The sequence below is a fragment of the Aquimarina celericrescens genome, from assembly GCF_042682765.1.
Classification (GTDB): domain Bacteria; phylum Bacteroidota; class Bacteroidia; order Flavobacteriales; family Flavobacteriaceae; genus Aquimarina; species Aquimarina celericrescens.
In genome coordinates this window covers 155,271-174,266 of sequence record NZ_JBHUHY010000017.1, presented here as the reverse complement: position 1 = coordinate 174,266, position 18,996 = coordinate 155,271, and the positions used below count along the sequence as shown (strand labels likewise).

General features: G+C 34.6%; 15 protein-coding genes. 12 read left to right on the top strand and 3 right to left on the bottom strand.

Annotated features, from left to right (window positions below; genetic code table 11):
- Positions 1-101 precede the first annotated feature (101 nt).
- The 12 genes from ACFSJT_RS17470 (at position 102) to ACFSJT_RS17415 (ending at position 14,018) form a co-directional block, all read left to right on the top strand.
- On the top strand, positions 102-2,582 hold the full coding sequence (locus tag ACFSJT_RS17470; protein ID WP_378321626.1) for a M14 family metallopeptidase: 2,481 nt from the start codon (positions 102-104) through the stop codon (positions 2,580-2,582).
- Between the two features lie 13 nt (positions 2,583-2,595).
- Positions 2,596-4,764, top strand: coding sequence for a M3 family metallopeptidase (locus ACFSJT_RS17465; protein ID WP_378321625.1), 2,169 nt, complete (start codon positions 2,596-2,598; stop codon positions 4,762-4,764).
- Between the two features lie 622 nt (positions 4,765-5,386).
- On the top strand, positions 5,387-6,379 hold the full coding sequence (locus ACFSJT_RS17460) for a hypothetical protein (RefSeq protein ID WP_378321624.1): 993 nt from the start codon (positions 5,387-5,389) through the stop codon (positions 6,377-6,379).
- 112 nt (positions 6,380-6,491) lie between these two features.
- Positions 6,492-7,082: a Crp/Fnr family transcriptional regulator gene (locus tag ACFSJT_RS17455; RefSeq protein WP_378321623.1), complete on the top strand. Its 591-nt coding sequence runs from the start codon at positions 6,492-6,494 to the stop codon at positions 7,080-7,082.
- A 75-nt stretch (positions 7,083-7,157) separates the two neighbouring features.
- Positions 7,158-8,459, top strand: a complete 1,302-nt coding sequence (locus ACFSJT_RS17450) for a M20 metallopeptidase family protein (protein WP_378321622.1) — start codon at positions 7,158-7,160, stop codon at positions 8,457-8,459.
- 403 nt (positions 8,460-8,862) lie between these two features.
- Positions 8,863-9,609 carry a DUF6261 family protein gene (locus ACFSJT_RS17445; protein ID WP_378321621.1) on the top strand — a complete coding sequence of 249 codons (747 nt, stop codon included), beginning with the start codon at positions 8,863-8,865 and terminating at the stop codon, positions 9,607-9,609.
- Positions 9,610-9,986: 377 nt separating this feature from the next.
- Positions 9,987-10,286, top strand: a complete 300-nt coding sequence (locus tag ACFSJT_RS17440) for a GIY-YIG nuclease family protein (RefSeq protein WP_378321620.1) — start codon at positions 9,987-9,989, stop codon at positions 10,284-10,286.
- Between the two features lie 279 nt (positions 10,287-10,565).
- Complete coding sequence (locus tag ACFSJT_RS17435; protein WP_378321619.1) at positions 10,566-11,039, top strand: DinB family protein; 474 nt, start codon at positions 10,566-10,568, stop codon at positions 11,037-11,039.
- A gap of 468 nt (positions 11,040-11,507) precedes the next feature.
- Positions 11,508-12,023: a hypothetical protein gene (locus ACFSJT_RS17430; protein ID WP_378321618.1), complete on the top strand. Its 516-nt coding sequence runs from the start codon at positions 11,508-11,510 to the stop codon at positions 12,021-12,023.
- Positions 12,024-12,112: 89 nt separating this feature from the next.
- A complete protein-coding gene (locus ACFSJT_RS17425; RefSeq protein WP_378321617.1) occupies positions 12,113-12,499 on the top strand; it encodes a DUF1801 domain-containing protein in 387 nt (128 codons plus the stop codon).
- A 191-nt stretch (positions 12,500-12,690) separates the two neighbouring features.
- On the top strand, positions 12,691-13,143 hold the full coding sequence (locus ACFSJT_RS17420) for a hypothetical protein (protein WP_378321616.1): 453 nt from the start codon (positions 12,691-12,693) through the stop codon (positions 13,141-13,143).
- A 689-nt stretch (positions 13,144-13,832) separates the two neighbouring features.
- Positions 13,833-14,018, top strand: a complete 186-nt coding sequence (locus ACFSJT_RS17415; protein WP_378321615.1) for a hypothetical protein — start codon at positions 13,833-13,835, stop codon at positions 14,016-14,018.
- A gap of 135 nt (positions 14,019-14,153) precedes the next feature.
- On the opposite strand, the gene rimO is transcribed toward ACFSJT_RS17415, so the two are convergent.
- The 3 genes from rimO to ACFSJT_RS17400 form a co-directional block, all read right to left on the bottom strand.
- On the bottom strand, positions 14,154-15,455 hold the full coding sequence (gene rimO / locus ACFSJT_RS17410; protein ID WP_378321614.1) for a 30S ribosomal protein S12 methylthiotransferase RimO: 1,302 nt from the start codon (positions 15,453-15,455) through the stop codon (positions 14,154-14,156).
- 81 nt (positions 15,456-15,536) lie between these two features.
- Positions 15,537-18,080, bottom strand: coding sequence for a TonB-dependent receptor (locus ACFSJT_RS17405; protein ID WP_378321613.1), 2,544 nt, complete (start codon positions 18,078-18,080; stop codon positions 15,537-15,539).
- A complete protein-coding gene (locus ACFSJT_RS17400) occupies positions 18,037-18,954 on the bottom strand; it encodes a FecR family protein (protein ID WP_378321612.1) in 918 nt (305 codons plus the stop codon). Before ACFSJT_RS17400 ends, ACFSJT_RS17405 begins: the two co-directional genes overlap by 44 nt.
- Between the last annotated feature and the right edge of the window lie 42 nt (positions 18,955-18,996).

Genomic DNA, 18,996 nt, shown 5'->3' with positions numbered 1-18,996 from the left:
TATACATTAGATTGTAAATGTAAATCCTAAATTTTAGTTAATACACATACTAACCTAAATTTAACTCGGTATTTTACGAGTTTTAAAATTTAAATCAATCAATGCAAAAATTACTCTTTACACTCTTCGTTGTAACGGTCACGCTTACGCACTCACAAGTCAAATTAAAATCACCGGCAGAATTTTTAGGTTATGAAATAGGTGATCAATTTACACGTCATGCCGATGTTGTCGATTATTTCGATCATGTCGCTGATAATTCGAATATGGTAACCTATCACACTTACGGAAAAACAAACGAGCGCAGACCATTAACTTATGCGATCATTTCTTCGGAAGAAAATCTTAAGAATATTGAGATCATAAGGCTGAATCATCTCAAAAATACCGGTATAATTGAAGGCTCTTCAACTCCTGAAAAAGCCATTGTATGGCTAAGCTATAATGTACATGGTAATGAAGCTTCGAGTACAGAAGCTGCTATGCAAACCATTTATGAATTGATCACAAAAAAATCAGACTGGTTACAAAATACCGTGGTGATTATGGACCCGTGTATCAACCCAGATGGACGTGATCGTTATGTAAATTGGTACAATCAAGTAAAGGCGACTCCGTATAATACCGATCAAAGTGCTACCGAACATAATGAGCCATGGCCGGGAGGAAGACCAAATCATTATCTTTTTGACCTCAACCGTGATTGGGCGTGGGCCACTCAGGTAGAAACCTCACAAAGATTAAAGGTTTATAATACCTGGATGCCTCATATTCATGTAGATTTTCATGAACAAGGTATCAACGAGCCTTATTACTTTGCACCGGCTGCAGAGCCATTTCATGAAATTATAACACCATGGCAACGCGATTTCCAGATACAAATAGGTAAAAATCATGCAAAATATTTTGATGCTGAAGGCTGGCTGTTTTTTACCCGCGAGCGTTTCGACTTATTATATCCAAGTTATGGGGATACCTACCCCACTTTTATGGGAGCTATTGGTATGACATACGAACAAGCGGGGCATGGCCGTGCAGGATTGGGCATACAAACTGACGAAGGATATGTGCTCACCCTCAAAGATCGTGCATTGCATCACACTACGACCGGACTATCTACCGTTGAAATGTCTTCAAAAAATGCAGCGAAGTTGAATACAGAATTCAAGAAATTCTTTGATAATTCTGATTTAAAATATAAAAGTTATGTGCTTACAGGTGAAGCCGATAAGATTAACGCACTAACCCGATTGCTTGACAAGCATGAGATAAGGTATGGTTTCGCGAATACTACAAAAGTTTCCGGATTTAATTTTAGAGAAAATAAATCGGGTAGCATTAATGCAAATGGTGCTTTGGTAGTAAGTACAAATCAACCTAAAGGCAAGATGGTTAAAGTCCTTTTCGAACCCGATGCCAAATTAAGTAATCCATTAACCTATGATATTACCGCATGGAGCATCCCCCATGCCTATGGTTTGGAAGCTATAGCCTCTACTTCGTTAGTACCTGCAAATGGAAGCAAAGCACAAAATACTTTAAGTAATAGCGCCAACGCTACGGGAGCTGGATATATCACCAAATGGAATAGTCTTGATGATGCAGCCTTTATGGCAGAGTTGCTTAAAAATAATATCAGAGTACGTTTTACTGAAAAAGATTTTTCTAACAACGGTGACAACTTCAAAAAAGGAAGTTTGATTATTACCAAAAGTGATAATGTCAAAAATAAGAAGTATGATTCCCTTGTGATTGATATTGCAAACAAACATAAACGTAAACTCTATGCTGCGCCTTCCAGTTTTGCTTCAAAAGGTGTTGATTTTGGTTCGCCCGATGTAAAATTGATCAATAATCAACGTATCGCTGTACTCAAAGGAGATTATGTATCTTCTCTAAGCTATGGTGAAATTTGGCATTTTTTTGAACAACAACTTCACTATCCTATCACCTCTATAGATACCGATTACTTTAAAGGAGTTGATCTTAGTAAATATGACGTGCTTATTATGCCAAATGGCTATTATAATGGTTTAATCGACGAAAATATTCTTAAAAAGCTAAAAAAGTGGGTTCGTGATGGTGGTAAACTAATAGCAGTAGCCAGGGCTGTAGGCGTTTTTGCCGATAAGGAAGGTTTTGATCTTAAAAAGAATACACCCGATGAAAAGAAAAAAGATACTATTGGTAATTTAATACCGTATGATCAAAGAGAACGCGAAAGTGTTAAAGATTTTATTACCGGCAGTATTTTCAAAACCAAAGTAGATGCCTCGCATCCTATGGCATTTGGATACGAAGACACCTATTTTAGTTTAAAATTAGGAAGCAGCTCCTATCAATTATTAAAAGACGGTTACAACATCGCCTATATGCAGAGTCCCACAAACGTATCTGGATTTTCGGGTACTGAAGCTTTAGAAAACCTGAATAACTCTTTGGTGTTTGGAGAGGCACGAATGGGTAGCGGAAGTATACTATATATGGTAGATAACCCTATGTTTAGATCCTTCTGGGAAAACGGAAAGCTTTTCTTTGTGAATGCCATATTTTTTGCAAACAATAACAAATTTAGACTATAAAAATTGAATTGTCATGACTAATACTCACATCTCTACAACCTTAACAGCTATCGCTTTGTCTGGCGTAGTATTTTTAAGTAGTTGTAACCAAAAGAAAGAAACTGTGGAAACATCAACAGAAACAGAAAGTACAGAAAACGTGCTATTAGCAGAATGGACGGGCCCTTACGGAGGCACTCCGGCATTCGACAAAATGAATCTGGAAGACCTGAAACCTGCCCTCGAAAAAGGAATGGAATTAAGCCTTAAAGAGATCGATGACATTGCAAATAGTACAGAAGCTCCTACTTTTGAAAATACCATTGTTCCGTTAGAAAAATCAGGATCAGCATTGGATAGAGTATTTACCTACTACGGCATTTTAAGTAGCAATATGTCATCCCCAGAATTCAGAGAAATTCAACAAGAAATGGCTCCAAAACTGTCTGAGTTTCGTTCTAAAATTTCACAAAATGAAAAATTATTCCAAAGAGTTAAAACCGTTTATGAAAACTCTTTAAAAAATCCGCTCGAAGATGATCAACAACGCGTGGTTCAATTAACATACGAAGGTTTTGCCATGAACGGGGCAGAATTAGATGAAGAGAAAAAGAAACGTTATGCCGAAATTAACAAAGAACTTTCAGAGCTATACACTAATTTTTCTAATAATATTCTTGAAGACGAAGAAGGGTATGTGACCTATCTCACCAAAGATCAATTAAGCGGTTTATCAGAACCTTTAATCAAAGCCTATGCAAAAGCTGCTGCCGATCGCGGACAAGAAGGTAAATATGCCGTGACCAATACAAGATCTTCTATGGATCCTTTTCTTACCTACTCTGATGAAAGAGAACTACGCAAAAAAGTATGGGAGAATTACTACTCCAGAGGAGATAATGGTGATGACAAGGATAATAATGAGAACATCGCCAAAATCTTAAAACTAAGGAAAGAACGTGTAGGATTATTAGGATATGATAATTATGCAGAATGGAGGTTACAAAACCGAATGGCAAAAACTCCAGAAAATGCCATGAAATTGATGAATGCCGTATGGCCGGCTGCCATTGCGCGGGTAAAAGAAGAAGTAGCCGATATGCAGGCAGTAGCCAATGCCAACGGAGATAACATCACGATCGAACCCTGGGACTATCGCTATTATGCAGAAAAAGTTAGAAAAAAGAAATACGACCTGGACTCAGACGAAGTAAAACAATATTTACAACTAGACAAACTACGAGAAGCTATGTTTTTTGTAGCGGGTGAGTTATTCAATTATAAATTTACTCCGGTATCAGAGGGCAAAGTTCCTGTGTTTCATGAGGATGTAAAGGTGTGGGAAGTAACCGATAAAACCTCTGGAGAACATATCGGTTTATGGTATCTCGATCCCTTTGCACGACCAGGTAAACGATCAGGAGCCTGGGCAACCACCTATAGAAGTCATACCACTTTTGACGGAAAAGAGAACGTTTTGGGATCGAACAACTCTAATTTTGTAAAGCCTGCACCGGGAGAGCCCGTATTGGTATCCTGGGACGATGCCACTACGTTTTTCCACGAATTTGGTCATGCGCTGCATTTCTTTTCTTCAGAAGTTCGATATCCAACGTTGAATGGAGGGGTACGTGATTATACCGAGTTTCAGTCACAATTGTTAGAGCGCTGGCTGTCTACAGACGAGGTGATCAACAATTATCTGGTACATTATGAAACAGGAGAACCCATGCCCAAAGCATTGGTCGACAAGATTAAAAAAGCATCTACTTTTAATCAGGGGTTTGCTACCACAGAATATTTGGCATCTGCTTTAATGGATATGAAATTTCATTTGGCCGATCCCGAAAATATAGATCCAGACAAATTTGAAAAAGTGACCCTAGCAGAATTAAACATGCCAAAAGAAGTAGTGATGCGTCATCGCACACCGCATTTTGGTCATGTATTCTCTGGTGAAGGGTATGCAACCGCCTATTATGGGTATATGTGGGCCGATGTATTAACCTCTGATGCTGCCGAGGCCTTTGCCGAGGCTCCGGGTGGTTTCTATGATAAAGAGGTAGCCGCCAAATTGGTAAAATACCTATTTGCACCACGTAACGCAATGGATCCCGCAGAAGCCTATAAAAAATTTAGAGGACGCGAAGCCAAGATTGAAGCCTTGATGAAAGACAGAGGGTTTCCGGTAACTAAATCATAACTGACTTTTTGATCCAATTAAAACATTGTAAAAGGAACAAACGCTTATAGTTTGTTCCTTTTTTCGTTTCAAATAGTAGTTCTTTGCATAAGGCGAATCACAATGACCAACACCCCGTCACTACGAGGAGGTACGACGAAGTAGTCTGCCCACTATGAAACTACACTCCTAATCATAACAAAAAGATTACTTCTTCGCATAAGGCGAAACGCAATGACAAACCCCGTCACTACGAGGAGGAACGACGAAGTAAGACAAATACACCGTCACTACGAGGACGACAGGACGAAGTAGTCTGCCTACGTGAAACTACACTCCTACTCCTAGTAAAAAGATTGCTTCGTCCCTCGCAATGACCAAAACACGCGAATAGGCACGACAAACCCCTTCACTACGAAGAGGTACGATGAAGTAGTCTTTCTCTACACGCCTTAAACACTCATAATACCAAAAAATATAAACCCTATGTGGATATCCACAAAGAACTATAAAAGTTATTGTCGAATTTTATAGAAAGAGGTATTTGTAAGTATTTATAAACATTTTTACAACGGAAATAATAGCAATTGCTATAATTAAAATATGTTTACTTTTATGCATATACAATTGTTATAGGATATTCATGAACTATAATACTCACATTCAAAATTTAAAAACTAACTTTTCTAATTTAGATTTACTTAAAGAACTAGATTTTGAATATTTTTTTAACAATGAAGACTTTGCAAAATCCTGTATAAATATATGTGTCGATTTATGTAATAAGGCATCCGAGAAACTAAAAATCAACTTGAATTTCGGCGTTTTATTAAACTATAAATTTAATGCCTCAGTAGGTGTCAAAGAAAAAAAATCGTACATAATATTCAATTTAGGCTTTATTAACAGATGGGAAACAATCATCTCAGATTCTGTCGAACTGTTCTGTAGGGAAAATATTGCCAAATTAACGATATCGGACAACGAAAAAAACAAATTAAAGAGCATATTAAACGAATGCTGCATTTCATATCTTTTCTATCATGAATTAGCTCACATTCTGCAATTGTCAGATACAAAGACAAACAATACATATGATTTTCAAGAACAAAGTTCAACCAATAATTTATTTGATATTAAGAAACATATCTATGAGATTGATGCTGATCATTTTGGTTCGATCATGAGTACAGTTAGATTGTTGGAAAAATTAATGGATAGTAATAATCAATTAAATCCAATTTCTTTGTTTAATTATTTAACAGCCTTATTGTTCACTACTTCTAACATGATAATCGAATTTTCTCAAAAATCATTTCAAGAAATCTATTACAAAAAAAATAGTCATCCACATCCATTAATTCGGATTATGGGGTGTAAGGAACAGATTTTGGAGATTGTTTCAAAAAACCTTCAAATTCAACATCCATTACTTTTATCAATTTTAGAAAGAACTGGAACAATGTTAAGCCAAATTCAATATAGCAATGGTCGAATTGTAGATTATCCAAAACTTCACCAAGAACACTTTAAAGAAATTGAAACTTATAATGATGAAATAGAAGAAGAAAATAAACTTTATAAAGAACTTGTAAGGTTTAAATCCCAAGATTTTTTTAATAATTTATACAAATAAAAACATCCTATAACAATTTGTATATTGCATATGACGCCTTCGGGATGCAAACGCACCATACAAGAGAAGTTATATACTATGTATCTTAACGAACAGCTGAAAATTAACCTGAATGCAACAAAAGTTTAAAGATTACCTCACATCCTATTTTAATTTATTCCCTGACTTGAACACAGAGGAATTAATCTTTCTTAAATCATACGTAACTATAGAAAATTATGCCAGAAAGGATTTTTTGTTTGAAAGTGGGAAAGTCCAAAAAGAAGTAGGGTTTGTATGCAAGGGCTTATTAAGACGATATTACATTAATGACAAGGGAAACAAAATTACAACTGGTTTTATTCCCGAAAATAATTATGCCACTGACTACCCTGCTTTTATAAGCCAAAAAGCATCCAAATATTATATTGAATGCCTTGAACCATCCGTAATTATTAAATTGCCATATGATAAAATTCAAGAGGGGTATCGCAAATTCAAAACAAGTGAAAAGTATGGTAGATTGATAGCCGAATATGTTTTAACCGTGCAAACCGACAGAGTAGAGAGCTTTTTGTTCGAGACTGCTGAAGAGCGTTATTTGAAATTTATAGACCAGAACCCAGGTCTCTTAAATAGAATAAGTTTGACGCAATTAGCATCATATTTGGGAATTGAAAGACAATCATTGAGTAGAATACGGAGTAAAATCGTCAAAAGATGATTTTGTCACAAATGTGTCAGGTAAATCATTCCATACTACCCCATTTTTGCAATAAGAAATCAAAAAAATGTAAAAATGACTTCAAAGTATATTATATTAAAATTCGTTTTATCCATCCAATTTCTTTTTTTCGATATCGTTTTATATGGCCAAAGTCTGAATAATACGACTTCCATTCATACAAAAGTTCAAGAGCGCACTGACATAATTTTCGATAGTCTAGTAAAAATTCGAAGAGACTTCCACATCAATCCCGAAGTGTCAGGCAGCGAAAAGAGGACTTCTACAAAGATTGCGGACTATTTATTATCATTAGGTTTGGAAGTTAAGACCAATATTGGTGGTTACGGTGTTGTGGGAATCCTAAACACTGGAAAAAAAGGTAAACGAATAGCTTGGAGAGCCGATATAGACGCTATGCCTTCAGATAATCCAGATGTTGTGGATTTTCCGTCAATAAATGAAGGTGTCAGGCATGTTTGTGGACACGATGTTAATACTACGATTGCACTTGGAATAGCAAACGTACTTTCAAGCCAAAAAGAAGAATTGACCGGAACTGTCTACTTTATTTTCCAACCTGCCGAAGAACCTTATACAGGCGCAAAAGCAATGATAAACGATGGCTTATTTGAGATGATTAGTCCTAGCGAAATCTATGGTTCACATATTATCCCAAGCCAAGAAGGATTGGTCTCTACTAAAGCCAATTGGTTATTTGCAGACCAAAAGGTAGTAGAAGTTTCTTACAAGTCTTCCAATAAGGATGAAGAAATAATCCGTTTCACAAAAGAAATCATTTCAAATCTGCAGAATATAGAGCCAGACAGCAAGTTTTGGGATATGAGCACCTTAGCAGACCCTGAAGTTGGTCTAGACCAACCAAATACCATATTTAAAGATTATATTACAATCTATAAAAATTTTAAAGTGGAGAATCAAAATGGGAATATAAGCATAAGCACTTATGTATATCCAAGTAACGAAATTAAGGCAGTATCTATTATACCTTCACTAAAAAAAGCTATTGCATTATCACCTTACGCTAAAGAATTAGCCCACGTAGAATTTTCATTTGAAAGGGCAATTCTTAATAATGATGAATTACTTACTGAAAGTGCTGCAAAAAGTATTTCTTCCATTTATGGAAAAGAAAATGTAGTTATCCTTTATGGTGAAATACCTTTTGGGCGAGGAGATGACTTTGCTTATTTTCAAGAACAGGTATCTGGAGTTTATTTCTTACTTGGGGGTTCAAACCTTGAAAAAGGAATCATATCAATGCCACACTCACCTAATTTCCAAGTTGATGAAAATTGTATCAGAACAGGAGTAAATTATTTTTCTTCATTGATAATTGAAAGACTATTCAATTAAAGCCAGTTGCCAACAAAGACGGGTATAGTACATTCCTTACGAGATACGCACCATACCCAAACCGTTACACACTATCAACACAAACCCCAAACTTAAATCCAAGTAATCACCCCCCCCCTCCCACCAGGAGCTAATCTCCTACACTCAAAAGAAATCTCCTCCTACCGGGAGCTAATGTCTTACATCTAAAAGAAACCTCCTCCCACCAGGAGCTAACCTCTTTCACCCAAAAAAAACCTCCTCCCACCGGGAGCTAACCTCTTGAATTCAAAAAAGAGCTCCTCCCGGTGAGAACTGATTGTTTTTTATGCGATGTATGGATTTCCGTAAAAAAACGATAGAAAAACCATCTACTTTTGGCTGCGATAAAAAATAAAATAATACTTATTAAAAATCATAATTTATGGTAACACCTAGCACATTAGGGAAATTATTTAAAGAAGAATTTACAGAACTACTACGTAGCACTACAGACATCTGTTTGAATAATCATCCAGAAAAACTTAATATCCAGCCACAAGTAGGAGCGCTCGCTACCATTGTAGAAAAACTGGATGACACCTTGTTATACGAGCGCGAAAGTGATTTTACCAAAATGTTGGAGCAACTGGATCTGGATCGTGATCATGCCATTACCGGGATCAAGTACGGTTTCTTAATGAATAGCTATCACCACGACCCTGCAAGAAAATCAGCGAGTCAAGTATTACTAGATCATCTCGAGGGATACGGCCCTAGAATCATCAAACTCAATTATGAAGCGCAAAGTACCGTGTTGATTAATCTGATCGAGGATTATGAAATCAAAAACAATCTAAAAGAGGCGCTAGAACTCTTAGAGCTTACCAATTGGGTTGCTAGTATTAAAGAAACCAATCAAAAATTTAGAACTAAATATCAAGAACGTATAACTGCAACAAGCGCTACAGAAAGGATATCTTTTTCGGCTATTAAACCTGCAGCCATCAAAGCCTACGAAAAATTGGTAAACAGACTTAATGCTTATATCGAGCTTGATGATACAGGTACGTACAATACCTTAAAAAGCGAGTTATATACACTGGGAGAGCGTTACCAGCAAATCGTGAAGAGACGTAAAAGTACTACTAATGAAGGAGTTGAATTAGAAAATATTGAGACCACTGTTTAAGGTGCAGTGCATTCATACACCGTCACTACGAGGAGGTACAATAAACATACCGTCACTACGAGGACGACAGGACGAAGTAGTCTGCTCACTATGAAACGATACTCCTACTCATAGTGAAAAGATTGCTTCTTCGCTTAGGCGAATCGCAATGACAAACACTCCCGTCACTACGAGGAGGTACGACGAAGTAATCTGCCTACTATGAAACTGTATTTCTGCTTATAGTGAAAAGATTGCTTCGTCCCTCGCAATGACCAAAACACGCGAACAGGCAAGACGAACACCCCGTCACTACTAGGAGGTACGACGAAGTAGTCTCTCTATATGTCCTAAGAAATTTATTTTATATTTGAAACCGAAATAGTGATAGTTCGTCGATGAAAAAATCATATGTTTACTTTATGACCAATAAAAATAATACGGTTATTTATATCGGAGTAACTAGTGATTTATTAAAACGTGTTTGTCAACACAAAACGAAAACTTATAAGGGATTTACCAGTAAGTATAATTGTAATAAACTCGTATACTTCGAAGAGTTTAGTGATATTAATGAAGCCATCATAAGAGAAAAACAATTAAAATCAGGTAATAGGAAAAGGAAAGAGAATTTAATCAATTCAGAAAATAGTGAATGGAAAGACCTTTCTGATGGTTGGTTGTTTAATTTTTCATAGCGAAAAGATTGCTTCGTCCCTCGCAATGACGAAAACACCGTCACTACGAGGAGGTACGACGAAGTAGTCTGCCCACTATAAAACCATATTTCTGCTCATAACAAAAAGATTGCTTCTTCGCTTGAGACGCATCACAATACGATGTAATACGATCATAATCAACACACAAAATGAGTACATCAACTACTCGTGAATACCAGAAAGGCAGAAATATATGTATTTTTACATTCATTTAATGGATTCACGTTTGATCACAGAAACAACATTTAGCATAATACCATGAAATTAAACACGTATTTGGTTAATCGTCTCAAAGAAGTCTTTACAGAAGGTAAATGGGTTACAGGGACTAACTTTAAAGAACAAATATTTGATTTGAATTGGAGTGATGCGGCAAAAAAAGTAGATGATTTGAATAGTATTGCTGACATAACGTTTCATATCAATTATTATGTTGCCGGAGTAATAAAAGTTTTTGAAGGAGGGCCTCTTGAGATTCGCGATAAATTTAGTTTTGATGCGCCTCCAATGAAGTCGGAGAAAGCATGGAGAAATTTGGTAGAGAAGTTTATCTCTGATTCAGAAAAATTCATACACTTCGTTGAACGGATGACCGAAGAAGAACTATTGAGCAATTTTGTAGATGAAAAGTATGGGAATTATTATAGAAATATTGATCTCATGATCGAACATGCGTACTATCATCTCGGACAAATATTACTTATCAAAAAACTCATTAGAAACGGAAATTAGGATAAAAAATAGTTTATATAGATCAAAAAAGGCATTAGTAATGGAGTTTTATATCCAGAAAATACGACCACCTTTTTTTGGGAAAAATCCTTAGAGGAATCAATCAAATTTATTGAAGAAGTTTCCGGAGGATACCATATTTTAATGAATTTTAAAGGCGCACATGAAAGTGGGTAAAATTAAAGAATAGTTTTATTCACTTGATTTTTTACAAAATTGATAATGATAAGACTCTATTGCTATGAAGAAATACAACAAAGCCCACCTACCGATTTTGTTAGGTAGCCTTTTTCTTAATAAATATGATTCTGCTCTTGGTAAAAAGATTGCTTCGTCCCCCGTAATAACGATTAGTGACGATCGTACTTAGCAAATTTTCTTTAATTCAATTACTTAAAAATATTTGCAAACTAAAAATATACGTATCTTAATATTTAACTGTTTTCAAAAAGTAAAAAAAACATCCACATGAGCAATAAAGCAATAACCTTTTTCTTTTTCACTACATTACTTTGTATGATTAGCTGTAATGACATAACAAAAGAAAAAATAAAAATCGAAGCTGATCAAAGTATTAACTTAGAGGTAGAAAAAAAAGCTATCCTGGAAACATTGAATAATGAAACCAAAGCCGCTTTTCAACGAGATTATGAAAGCTGGAAAGATAAATGGGTGCACCGTTCAACCATTACCAAAACATATATAAACTTTGTAGACAACAGTTTTTCGGAGTCTGTTGGATGGGAGGAGATCAATAATTTTGTAAAAACATTTTTTGAAGAACACCCCGAGCCAGAGCCGGTACCAGCATTACTCAAAGATATTAATGTTCGCCTTTATGAGAATGGAGCTTGGGTGAGTTATGAACAACAAGATTCGTTACGCGGACTGAAGCGGGAAACGAGGCTTATGGAGAAACTAAACGGCCAATGGAAAATCGCGGGTATGCACACTACTATTTATGGATTTCAGAAAGATGAATAAAAGATGCAGAGACAAGACAGCCTTTTCTTTTTATAATCACTATTAAAAACCTTCTTTTTTAATATCTTTAATGTATCAATCTGTACATTGTGAGTATAACTGAGTATCTAGACAATATAAAAGATCCACAACGCAAACAAGACTGCTTACTCCTGGTCGATATGATGAAACGTATTTCTAACTCGTCACCGGTGATCTGGAGAAATAGTATTGTAGGCTTTGGCAGTTATCATTATACATATGAAAGTGGTACAGAAGGCGATTGGTTAATCACTGGATTTTCGTCCAGAGCACAAAATATATCAATTTATATCATTGCAGGTTTTGATCAATACGAAGCACTATTATCAAAATTAGGCAAGCACAAAACAGGAAAATCCTGTTTGTATATAAAAAGCCTTGCTGATGTAGACATAGATATTTTGGAAACCTTGATTACAAAATCCTATCAATATGTCTTAGAAAAATATGTATAGTAAGATGTGGTAGTAAACTACCTCAGGGCAAGCCCATGAGGCATTGGATTGAAAAAAAACAATTTAGATTTCGAGGCAAGCATCGGAGCATTTAAATCTCGATTATCGAGTAAAATCAAACTTAAATCTCTACATTACGCAACTGTTTTTATTATTGATCATCTTCTTATGAAAGACAAAATAACAGTATCATGAAAAAACTACTATTAGGACTATTTTCAATTTGCATTTTATTTTCATGTTCAAAAGATAAAGAATCCTCAACCCAAGCAGAAACTCCATTTAAAACAGATCAATACCCCCAGAAATGGCAGTTGGTAAAAATGACAGGAATGGTTGCTGGTGTACCCCCATCAACAGGAGCAGACATGGCTTGGCAAGAGTATTACCTCTTGCAATCCAACGGAAAGTTTATTAAATCCCGAGAACAAGAAAATACTACCACAACTGTAAAAGGAAGCTTTAAGGTTGTTGAACTTTCTGATGGAACGTATTTGGAGCTTGTTCATGAATCTGAGAATACCCTTATTTGCAATTGTTCTGCAGATCTTAAAGAATATCTTAAAATTAATTCTGAAAAAGAGTTGATAGCAACTTGCTGGGCTTGCGACGGACCGGGTCAGTTCTACGAAAGAATAGAATAAAAAAATTCAAAAAATTCATATTCTTGATAAAGATCAAAAGACTTTTTTTAAACTAAATACCTTTCATAATAGCTTTTTTACTAAGCACTCTTCTGCATTATTTCTCTACTATACCTTCGGTAAAACTGTCAAGGGAAACACATAATCGCTTCGATTAATTTGCGCTAAAAAATAATCAAATATCAAATGAGCATGGGTTGAATTTTAAACCCTGTTTTCTTGAATTAATTCGACAAGAAAAACTCAAATTCAATCTTGGTTAAGCTATTAAATTATTAGATCAATTTTATAAAGTGAATATTGTTGATAAGGCAACACCTACAGTAGGGGTAAAATTGCAAAATTACGAGCTAAAATTATTTTTTAATGAAAGAATCATAAAAATACATCATTAAATACTTCTAATGTTATCAAATCGTTAACTATTTGCCTTTTTTTAACAAAAATTAGATTATCAATTTCACAACAAATTATTCTAAAAATTGAATAAACTCATTTACATTCTTTAATCTACTATCTAATTCAAAATAGTTCTCTTGATTACATTGTTGACTCTTCAAGTAACCTTTTTTTAAACTCCTAATCCATCTACTTTTTGTTAAAGAAACTTTATGATTTCACATGATTTTTTTAGATACATTTGCCGCCGTTAAACAAACAATAAACTAACAAATCTAAACTTTATTACAATGAAAAAATTAACTTTCCTACTTATTATGTCTACAGTGCTTTTCTCTTGCGAAGCAGAATCTTTTGACGAAAAAAGCTTTACTCCAGAAAATGATCCTATTGAAAATCCATCAACAGAGGAGCCCGTTGAAATAATAGACGAATTAGTTGAGACAGATAGTAACAGAATTGTTACCAGCAAATAATAATAACACTTTTTATTCGAGTTAGCCCAAAAAATAAAAAAATCTGTTATCATAAAAGAAGCCTATGAGGCTTCTTTTTATATTTGGTACATTACCATGTAGGTGTTGTATTTTTATCAAAAAGGTTGTTCAGGCCTAAACGGGCTCACCATACAAATCAAAATCTTCGGCTTCATATATTTTTACAGAAGTAAATTCTCCGGTTTTTAGATAGAATTTTGAGGCATCAATTAATACCTCATTATCGACATCAGGTGAATCAAACTCTGTGCGACCTACAAAATAATTCCCTTCTTTACGATCGATCACAACTTTAAATTCCTGTCCTATTTTTTCCTGGTTCAATTCCCATGAAATTTGAGATTGAATTTCCATAATATCGTTTGCACGTTGCATTTTTACTTCCTCTGGTAAATCATCTTCCAAATTAAAGGCATGCGTATTCTCTTCATGCGAGTAGGTAAAACACCCTAAACGTTCGAAACGCATTTCTTTTACCCAATCCCTTAAAGTTTCAAAGTCTTCTTGTGTTTCTCCGGGATATCCAACGATCAACGTAGTACGAATTGCCATTTCAGGAACAGCTTCTCTAAACGCTTCTAAAAGTTTGGTGGTTTTAGCCTTGGTGGTACCACGACGCATTGATTTCAATATTGAATCAGATATATGCTGCAATGGAATATCAATGTAATTGCAAATCTTTGGTTCTTGTTTCATAACTTCTAGCACATCCATAGGAAATCCGGTAGGGAATGCATAATGCAGTCGTATCCATTCAATTCCATCAACCTTTACTAAAGCCTTTAATAAATCTGCAAGTTTTCTTTCTTTATACAGATCTAATCCATAATAGGTAAGATCCTGAGCTATTAAAATAAGTTCTTTAACGCCATCTGCGGCGAGTTTCTCTGCTTCGATCACCAATTCTTCAATAGGTGTAGATTTATGTTTTCCTCGCATTAATGGTATTGCGCAAAAAGAACAAGGGCGATCACACCCTTCGGCAATTTTTAGGTATGCATAATTTTTGGGTGTTGTTGTAAGACGTTCACCAATTAACTCATGCTTATAATCTGCTCCCAGGGCTTTTAGTAAACCGGGCAGCTCTGTGGTACCAAAATATTGATCCACATCAGGGATTTCTTCTTCTAAATCCGGTTTATAACGCTCTGATAAACAACCTGTAACAAAAACTTTATCTACAGCACCTTCCTCCTTTTTTTGAACATACTCTAGAATAGTATTTACAGATTCTTCTTTGGCATTGGCAATAAAACCACAAGTATTAATGACAACAATATTCCCTTCTTCTTCATGAACAACTTCATTATTATTCGCACGTAGCTGTCCCATTAATACCTCACTGTCATATACATTCTTACTGCAGCCAAGGGTTACCACATTAATTTTATTCTTTTTTAGGGTCTTTGTTCTCATATCTTTTGAATAAAGGTGTGCAAAGATACAATGATTAAATAAAGTGAGGTGTAAATAATCCTTATTTGTACTACGACATTATCAAAACGACACCCTGAAAGTAGCATTAGGAGTTATCCCCAGAGAAAATTCTACCTCTTCTTGGGGTATATTTTCTGGATTATTTCTGTAATAATTATTAATGATATTTTCGTTATTAGTAAGATTCCATATTGATACTCCGGTGTGTGCGACAATTTCATTACTAATTTTAAAATTATAGGTGGCAGATAGATCTAATCTAAAATATTCATCGAGTCTGCTGCTATTTGCAGCTTCATAGTTAATTCTATTGTCGATTACAGGATTAGATAAATTTGGCCTGGTGGTAGGTAGTCCAGAATTCCAGTTTACTCCTGCAGAAACTTGTAGATCTTTAAAAGAATATGATGAACCTAAGGTAACAGAATGTATGATCTCAACGTTATTTGGAAATTTTTGTTCTTCGAAAGTATCAAATGTATATTGATTATCAACAAAAGAATAACTTAACCAGCTACTTAAATTTTTAGATCTTTTATTCAACAAAAACTCTATTCCTGTGACATCATAATCTCCAGTTGCCCTATCAAATTCATATTGGTTCTGAAAACCTTGACTTCTGGCTGTGATTCCCTTTACCTTTTTAAAATATCCCTCGGCATTTATTAACCAACCCAATCGATTATATTGGATTCCTGCAGAAACCTGTCTACCTTTTATTACTGGAATATCCTCTTCATTGGCCAAAATCCATCTACGTTTTTCTATGCCTAAAAAATCATTTTGAAAATTAATTATTTGTGAAGTATTTTGGTGTTTAAACTCTGCAAGTATTTCTAAATTAAAATATTTAAGGAACTTTTGATTATAAGTAAATCTTGGTTCGATAATGTGAGAATTGAATTTATCATTGTAATTATACCGCAAACCAATATCTATTGCGGTTGATTTCCCGGATTTGTAATGTAACTGGGAAAATAAACCGTGAGTTCGAATTACCCTTTCGGTTTTTTCTCTAAAAACCGGAAAATCAACATCATTTAAATTAGATACACCAGTCTCTATAAATTGATAGCCATTAAGTAATGTAATATTTTCATTTAAATCGTAATATCCTTTTAATTTAATTCCTGTTTCTGAAACTTTGTTTTCTTGTAAAAAACGCTGTTGCTCCTCTAGGTTAGAATTAATAGATTTTAATCGATAGTCTGTATTATATGCCTGTAAAATTGACCTTAGTTTACTATTCCAGTTTCTTTGATACCAAACTCCACCTGCAATACTATTTTGCATAAGACTACTTTGTCGTGATTGTTGCGCCGTATTTATAGTTGCATTTTCAGTGAAGACTAATTCATTACTTATTCCTAAAAAATTTACTCTTAATTTATCTTTATCAGAAATATCATAATTCCATCGTAGATTAAGATCGTAGAAATCAAACTCGATATCAGAGGTCAGTTCTCTTTGATCGTCTATCTCACTATCTTGAGAAATTCTATCAAAATACGCTGAATATGTTGGTGTTTTTACAATATCACTTATTGATTTTCTAGCGGTGACTTGCAGTGACGAATTTCCAAAAGGAATATCTAAAAAAGCATCTGTATTAATCATATTGACACCGGCACTAATCTCAAGTTCTTCATTTACTTTGGTATCGGTATTCATAATGATGGTACCCGAAATACCATCTGTATACTCAGGATTGGTTCCATTCTTGGTTAATATTGCTTTTCTTGTAATTAAGGGATTAATGGCAGATATCAGGCCAAAAAAATGACCGGATTGATACATTCTTATTCCGTCCCAGAGAATTAAATTCTGATCATGCGTTCCTCCTCTTATATTAATATTTGATACTGTTTCATCTGCACTTTGAATTCCAGGAAAAGCTTGTATAGTCTGTAATACATCCGTTTCTATAAGCCCCGGTAGAATACCAAAATTATTATAATCTATCTCGAAGCTTCCATCGGTAGCTTTGCCTATCCCCTTTGTTATATAATTGCTTAATATAACTTCGGCAAGCGTTTCTGTTTTAAGATCCATATTAATTTCAGAACACTCTCCTGATGTAAAAGAATCAGCTAATCGATATATGGTTTTATATCCCAAATGCCCAATAAGAATAGTTTCACTTTTATGATATACCTCTAACTCAAAAGTACCATCCTGATTGGTTATTGACGAAGAATTCTTTCCCTGAATCGTGGCTCCTTCTAAAGGAAATTGAGTATTTCTATCTTTAAGATTTCCACAGATAACAAAAAAAGTCTCTTTTTTATTGATAGAAACAAACTTGTTAGCAAGCTTACTAAAAACTAAATCTGTCTCCTGTTCTAAAAACTTCAGAATTTGTTCAAAAGTCATGTTTTTCTCAGGGAGAAGAACAAAAATATTCTCAATAGTATCGTCTGCATAAGTGAATGTATACTGAAAACGATTTTCGATATCAGAAATAACTTCTAGTAAAGGTATTTTATCCTTGGTAGTCTGACTATAACAAAGAAATGTAGAGAACACAAATAACAGCCATAACAATTTAACTTTACGCCAATTATGGTCTGTCCTTAGAAAGTGTAATACGGTTCTCTGAATCAATTTTATATTTAAGATCTAGAGGTAAAGTTATTGATTTTAATCCATCTTCCAGATTAGTATGAACAAAACCTCCAGTAAATATACGTGAAGTATCTATATTTTCTAATGAAAAAACAACGTCATATTGTCTTTCAAACTCTTCAACAACTTGATAGAACGGTACACTTTTAAAACTGCTAATATTGTTTATCCAATTGGGGGCTTTGTCAGAAACAGAATCAAATGTTGTAACTAACTCATTTACAACTTTAAAAGTACTGCCAGCCGGCAAATTCTTTACATATCCTTTATATCGCACATTTACCAGCCCATCAAAACACACTACTTCAAAATATCCCTTACGACTTTTGATATTGAATTGTGTTCCCAAAACACTTACCCTACCGTTATCTGTTAGTACATTAAATGTTGATCCGTTAGTCACTTTGAAAAATGCTTCTCCTTTTAGGGTAACTTCTCTTTTCTTGTTCCAAGTGCTTTTGTTAAAGGCTAATTCTGACATTGAATTTACAGTAACCGTAGAAGCATCTGGCAATTCCAAAGAAATTTTTTCACCAATTCGTGTTTCTACATTTTCTAAAGTACCAAGAAAAAAAAGTGATCCCACTCCCAGCAAGACAACAACCAGCGCTGCCAGCCTTAGAAAAGGTTTGTACCAAGCTTTTTTTTGATGCCTGGATTTATTTTTATTATTTACTCTAGAATAAAAAGTATCAAAATCTGCTATCTCATAAACTTCAGAAGATGTAAAGTTCTTGGCTCCCTCTAATATCTTGATATGCATATCATAATCATCTAACTGTTGAAAAGCTTTTAACTCTTCTTCAGTTAAATCACCGATTAACCACTTTTTTATTAAATCTTCTTTATTCATTTTTTATCCTTACTATAAATAAAACAACTAAGTTTCCTTTTT

Coding starts and splice junctions, on each gene's coding strand:
- ACFSJT_RS17445 (WP_378321621.1), top strand. CDS start 8,863: ATGGTAACACCTAGCACATTAGGGAAATTATTTAAAGAAGAATTTACA.
- ACFSJT_RS17465 (WP_378321625.1), top strand. CDS start 2,596: ATGACTAATACTCACATCTCTACAACCTTAACAGCTATCGCTTTGTCT.
- ACFSJT_RS17435 (WP_378321619.1), top strand. CDS start 10,566: ATGAAATTAAACACGTATTTGGTTAATCGTCTCAAAGAAGTCTTTACA.
- ACFSJT_RS17430 (WP_378321618.1), top strand. CDS start 11,508: ATGAGCAATAAAGCAATAACCTTTTTCTTTTTCACTACATTACTTTGT.
- ACFSJT_RS17400 (WP_378321612.1), bottom strand. CDS start 18,954: ATGAATAAAGAAGATTTAATAAAAAAGTGGTTAATCGGTGATTTAACT.
- ACFSJT_RS17470 (WP_378321626.1), top strand. CDS start 102: ATGCAAAAATTACTCTTTACACTCTTCGTTGTAACGGTCACGCTTACG.
- ACFSJT_RS17455 (WP_378321623.1), top strand. CDS start 6,492: ATGCAACAAAAGTTTAAAGATTACCTCACATCCTATTTTAATTTATTC.
- ACFSJT_RS17440 (WP_378321620.1), top strand. CDS start 9,987: ATGAAAAAATCATATGTTTACTTTATGACCAATAAAAATAATACGGTT.
- rimO (WP_378321614.1), bottom strand. CDS start 15,455: ATGAGAACAAAGACCCTAAAAAAGAATAAAATTAATGTGGTAACCCTT.
- ACFSJT_RS17420 (WP_378321616.1), top strand. CDS start 12,691: ATGAAAAAACTACTATTAGGACTATTTTCAATTTGCATTTTATTTTCA.
- ACFSJT_RS17415 (WP_378321615.1), top strand. CDS start 13,833: ATGAAAAAATTAACTTTCCTACTTATTATGTCTACAGTGCTTTTCTCT.
- ACFSJT_RS17460 (WP_378321624.1), top strand. CDS start 5,387: ATGAACTATAATACTCACATTCAAAATTTAAAAACTAACTTTTCTAAT.
- ACFSJT_RS17450 (WP_378321622.1), top strand. CDS start 7,158: ATGACTTCAAAGTATATTATATTAAAATTCGTTTTATCCATCCAATTT.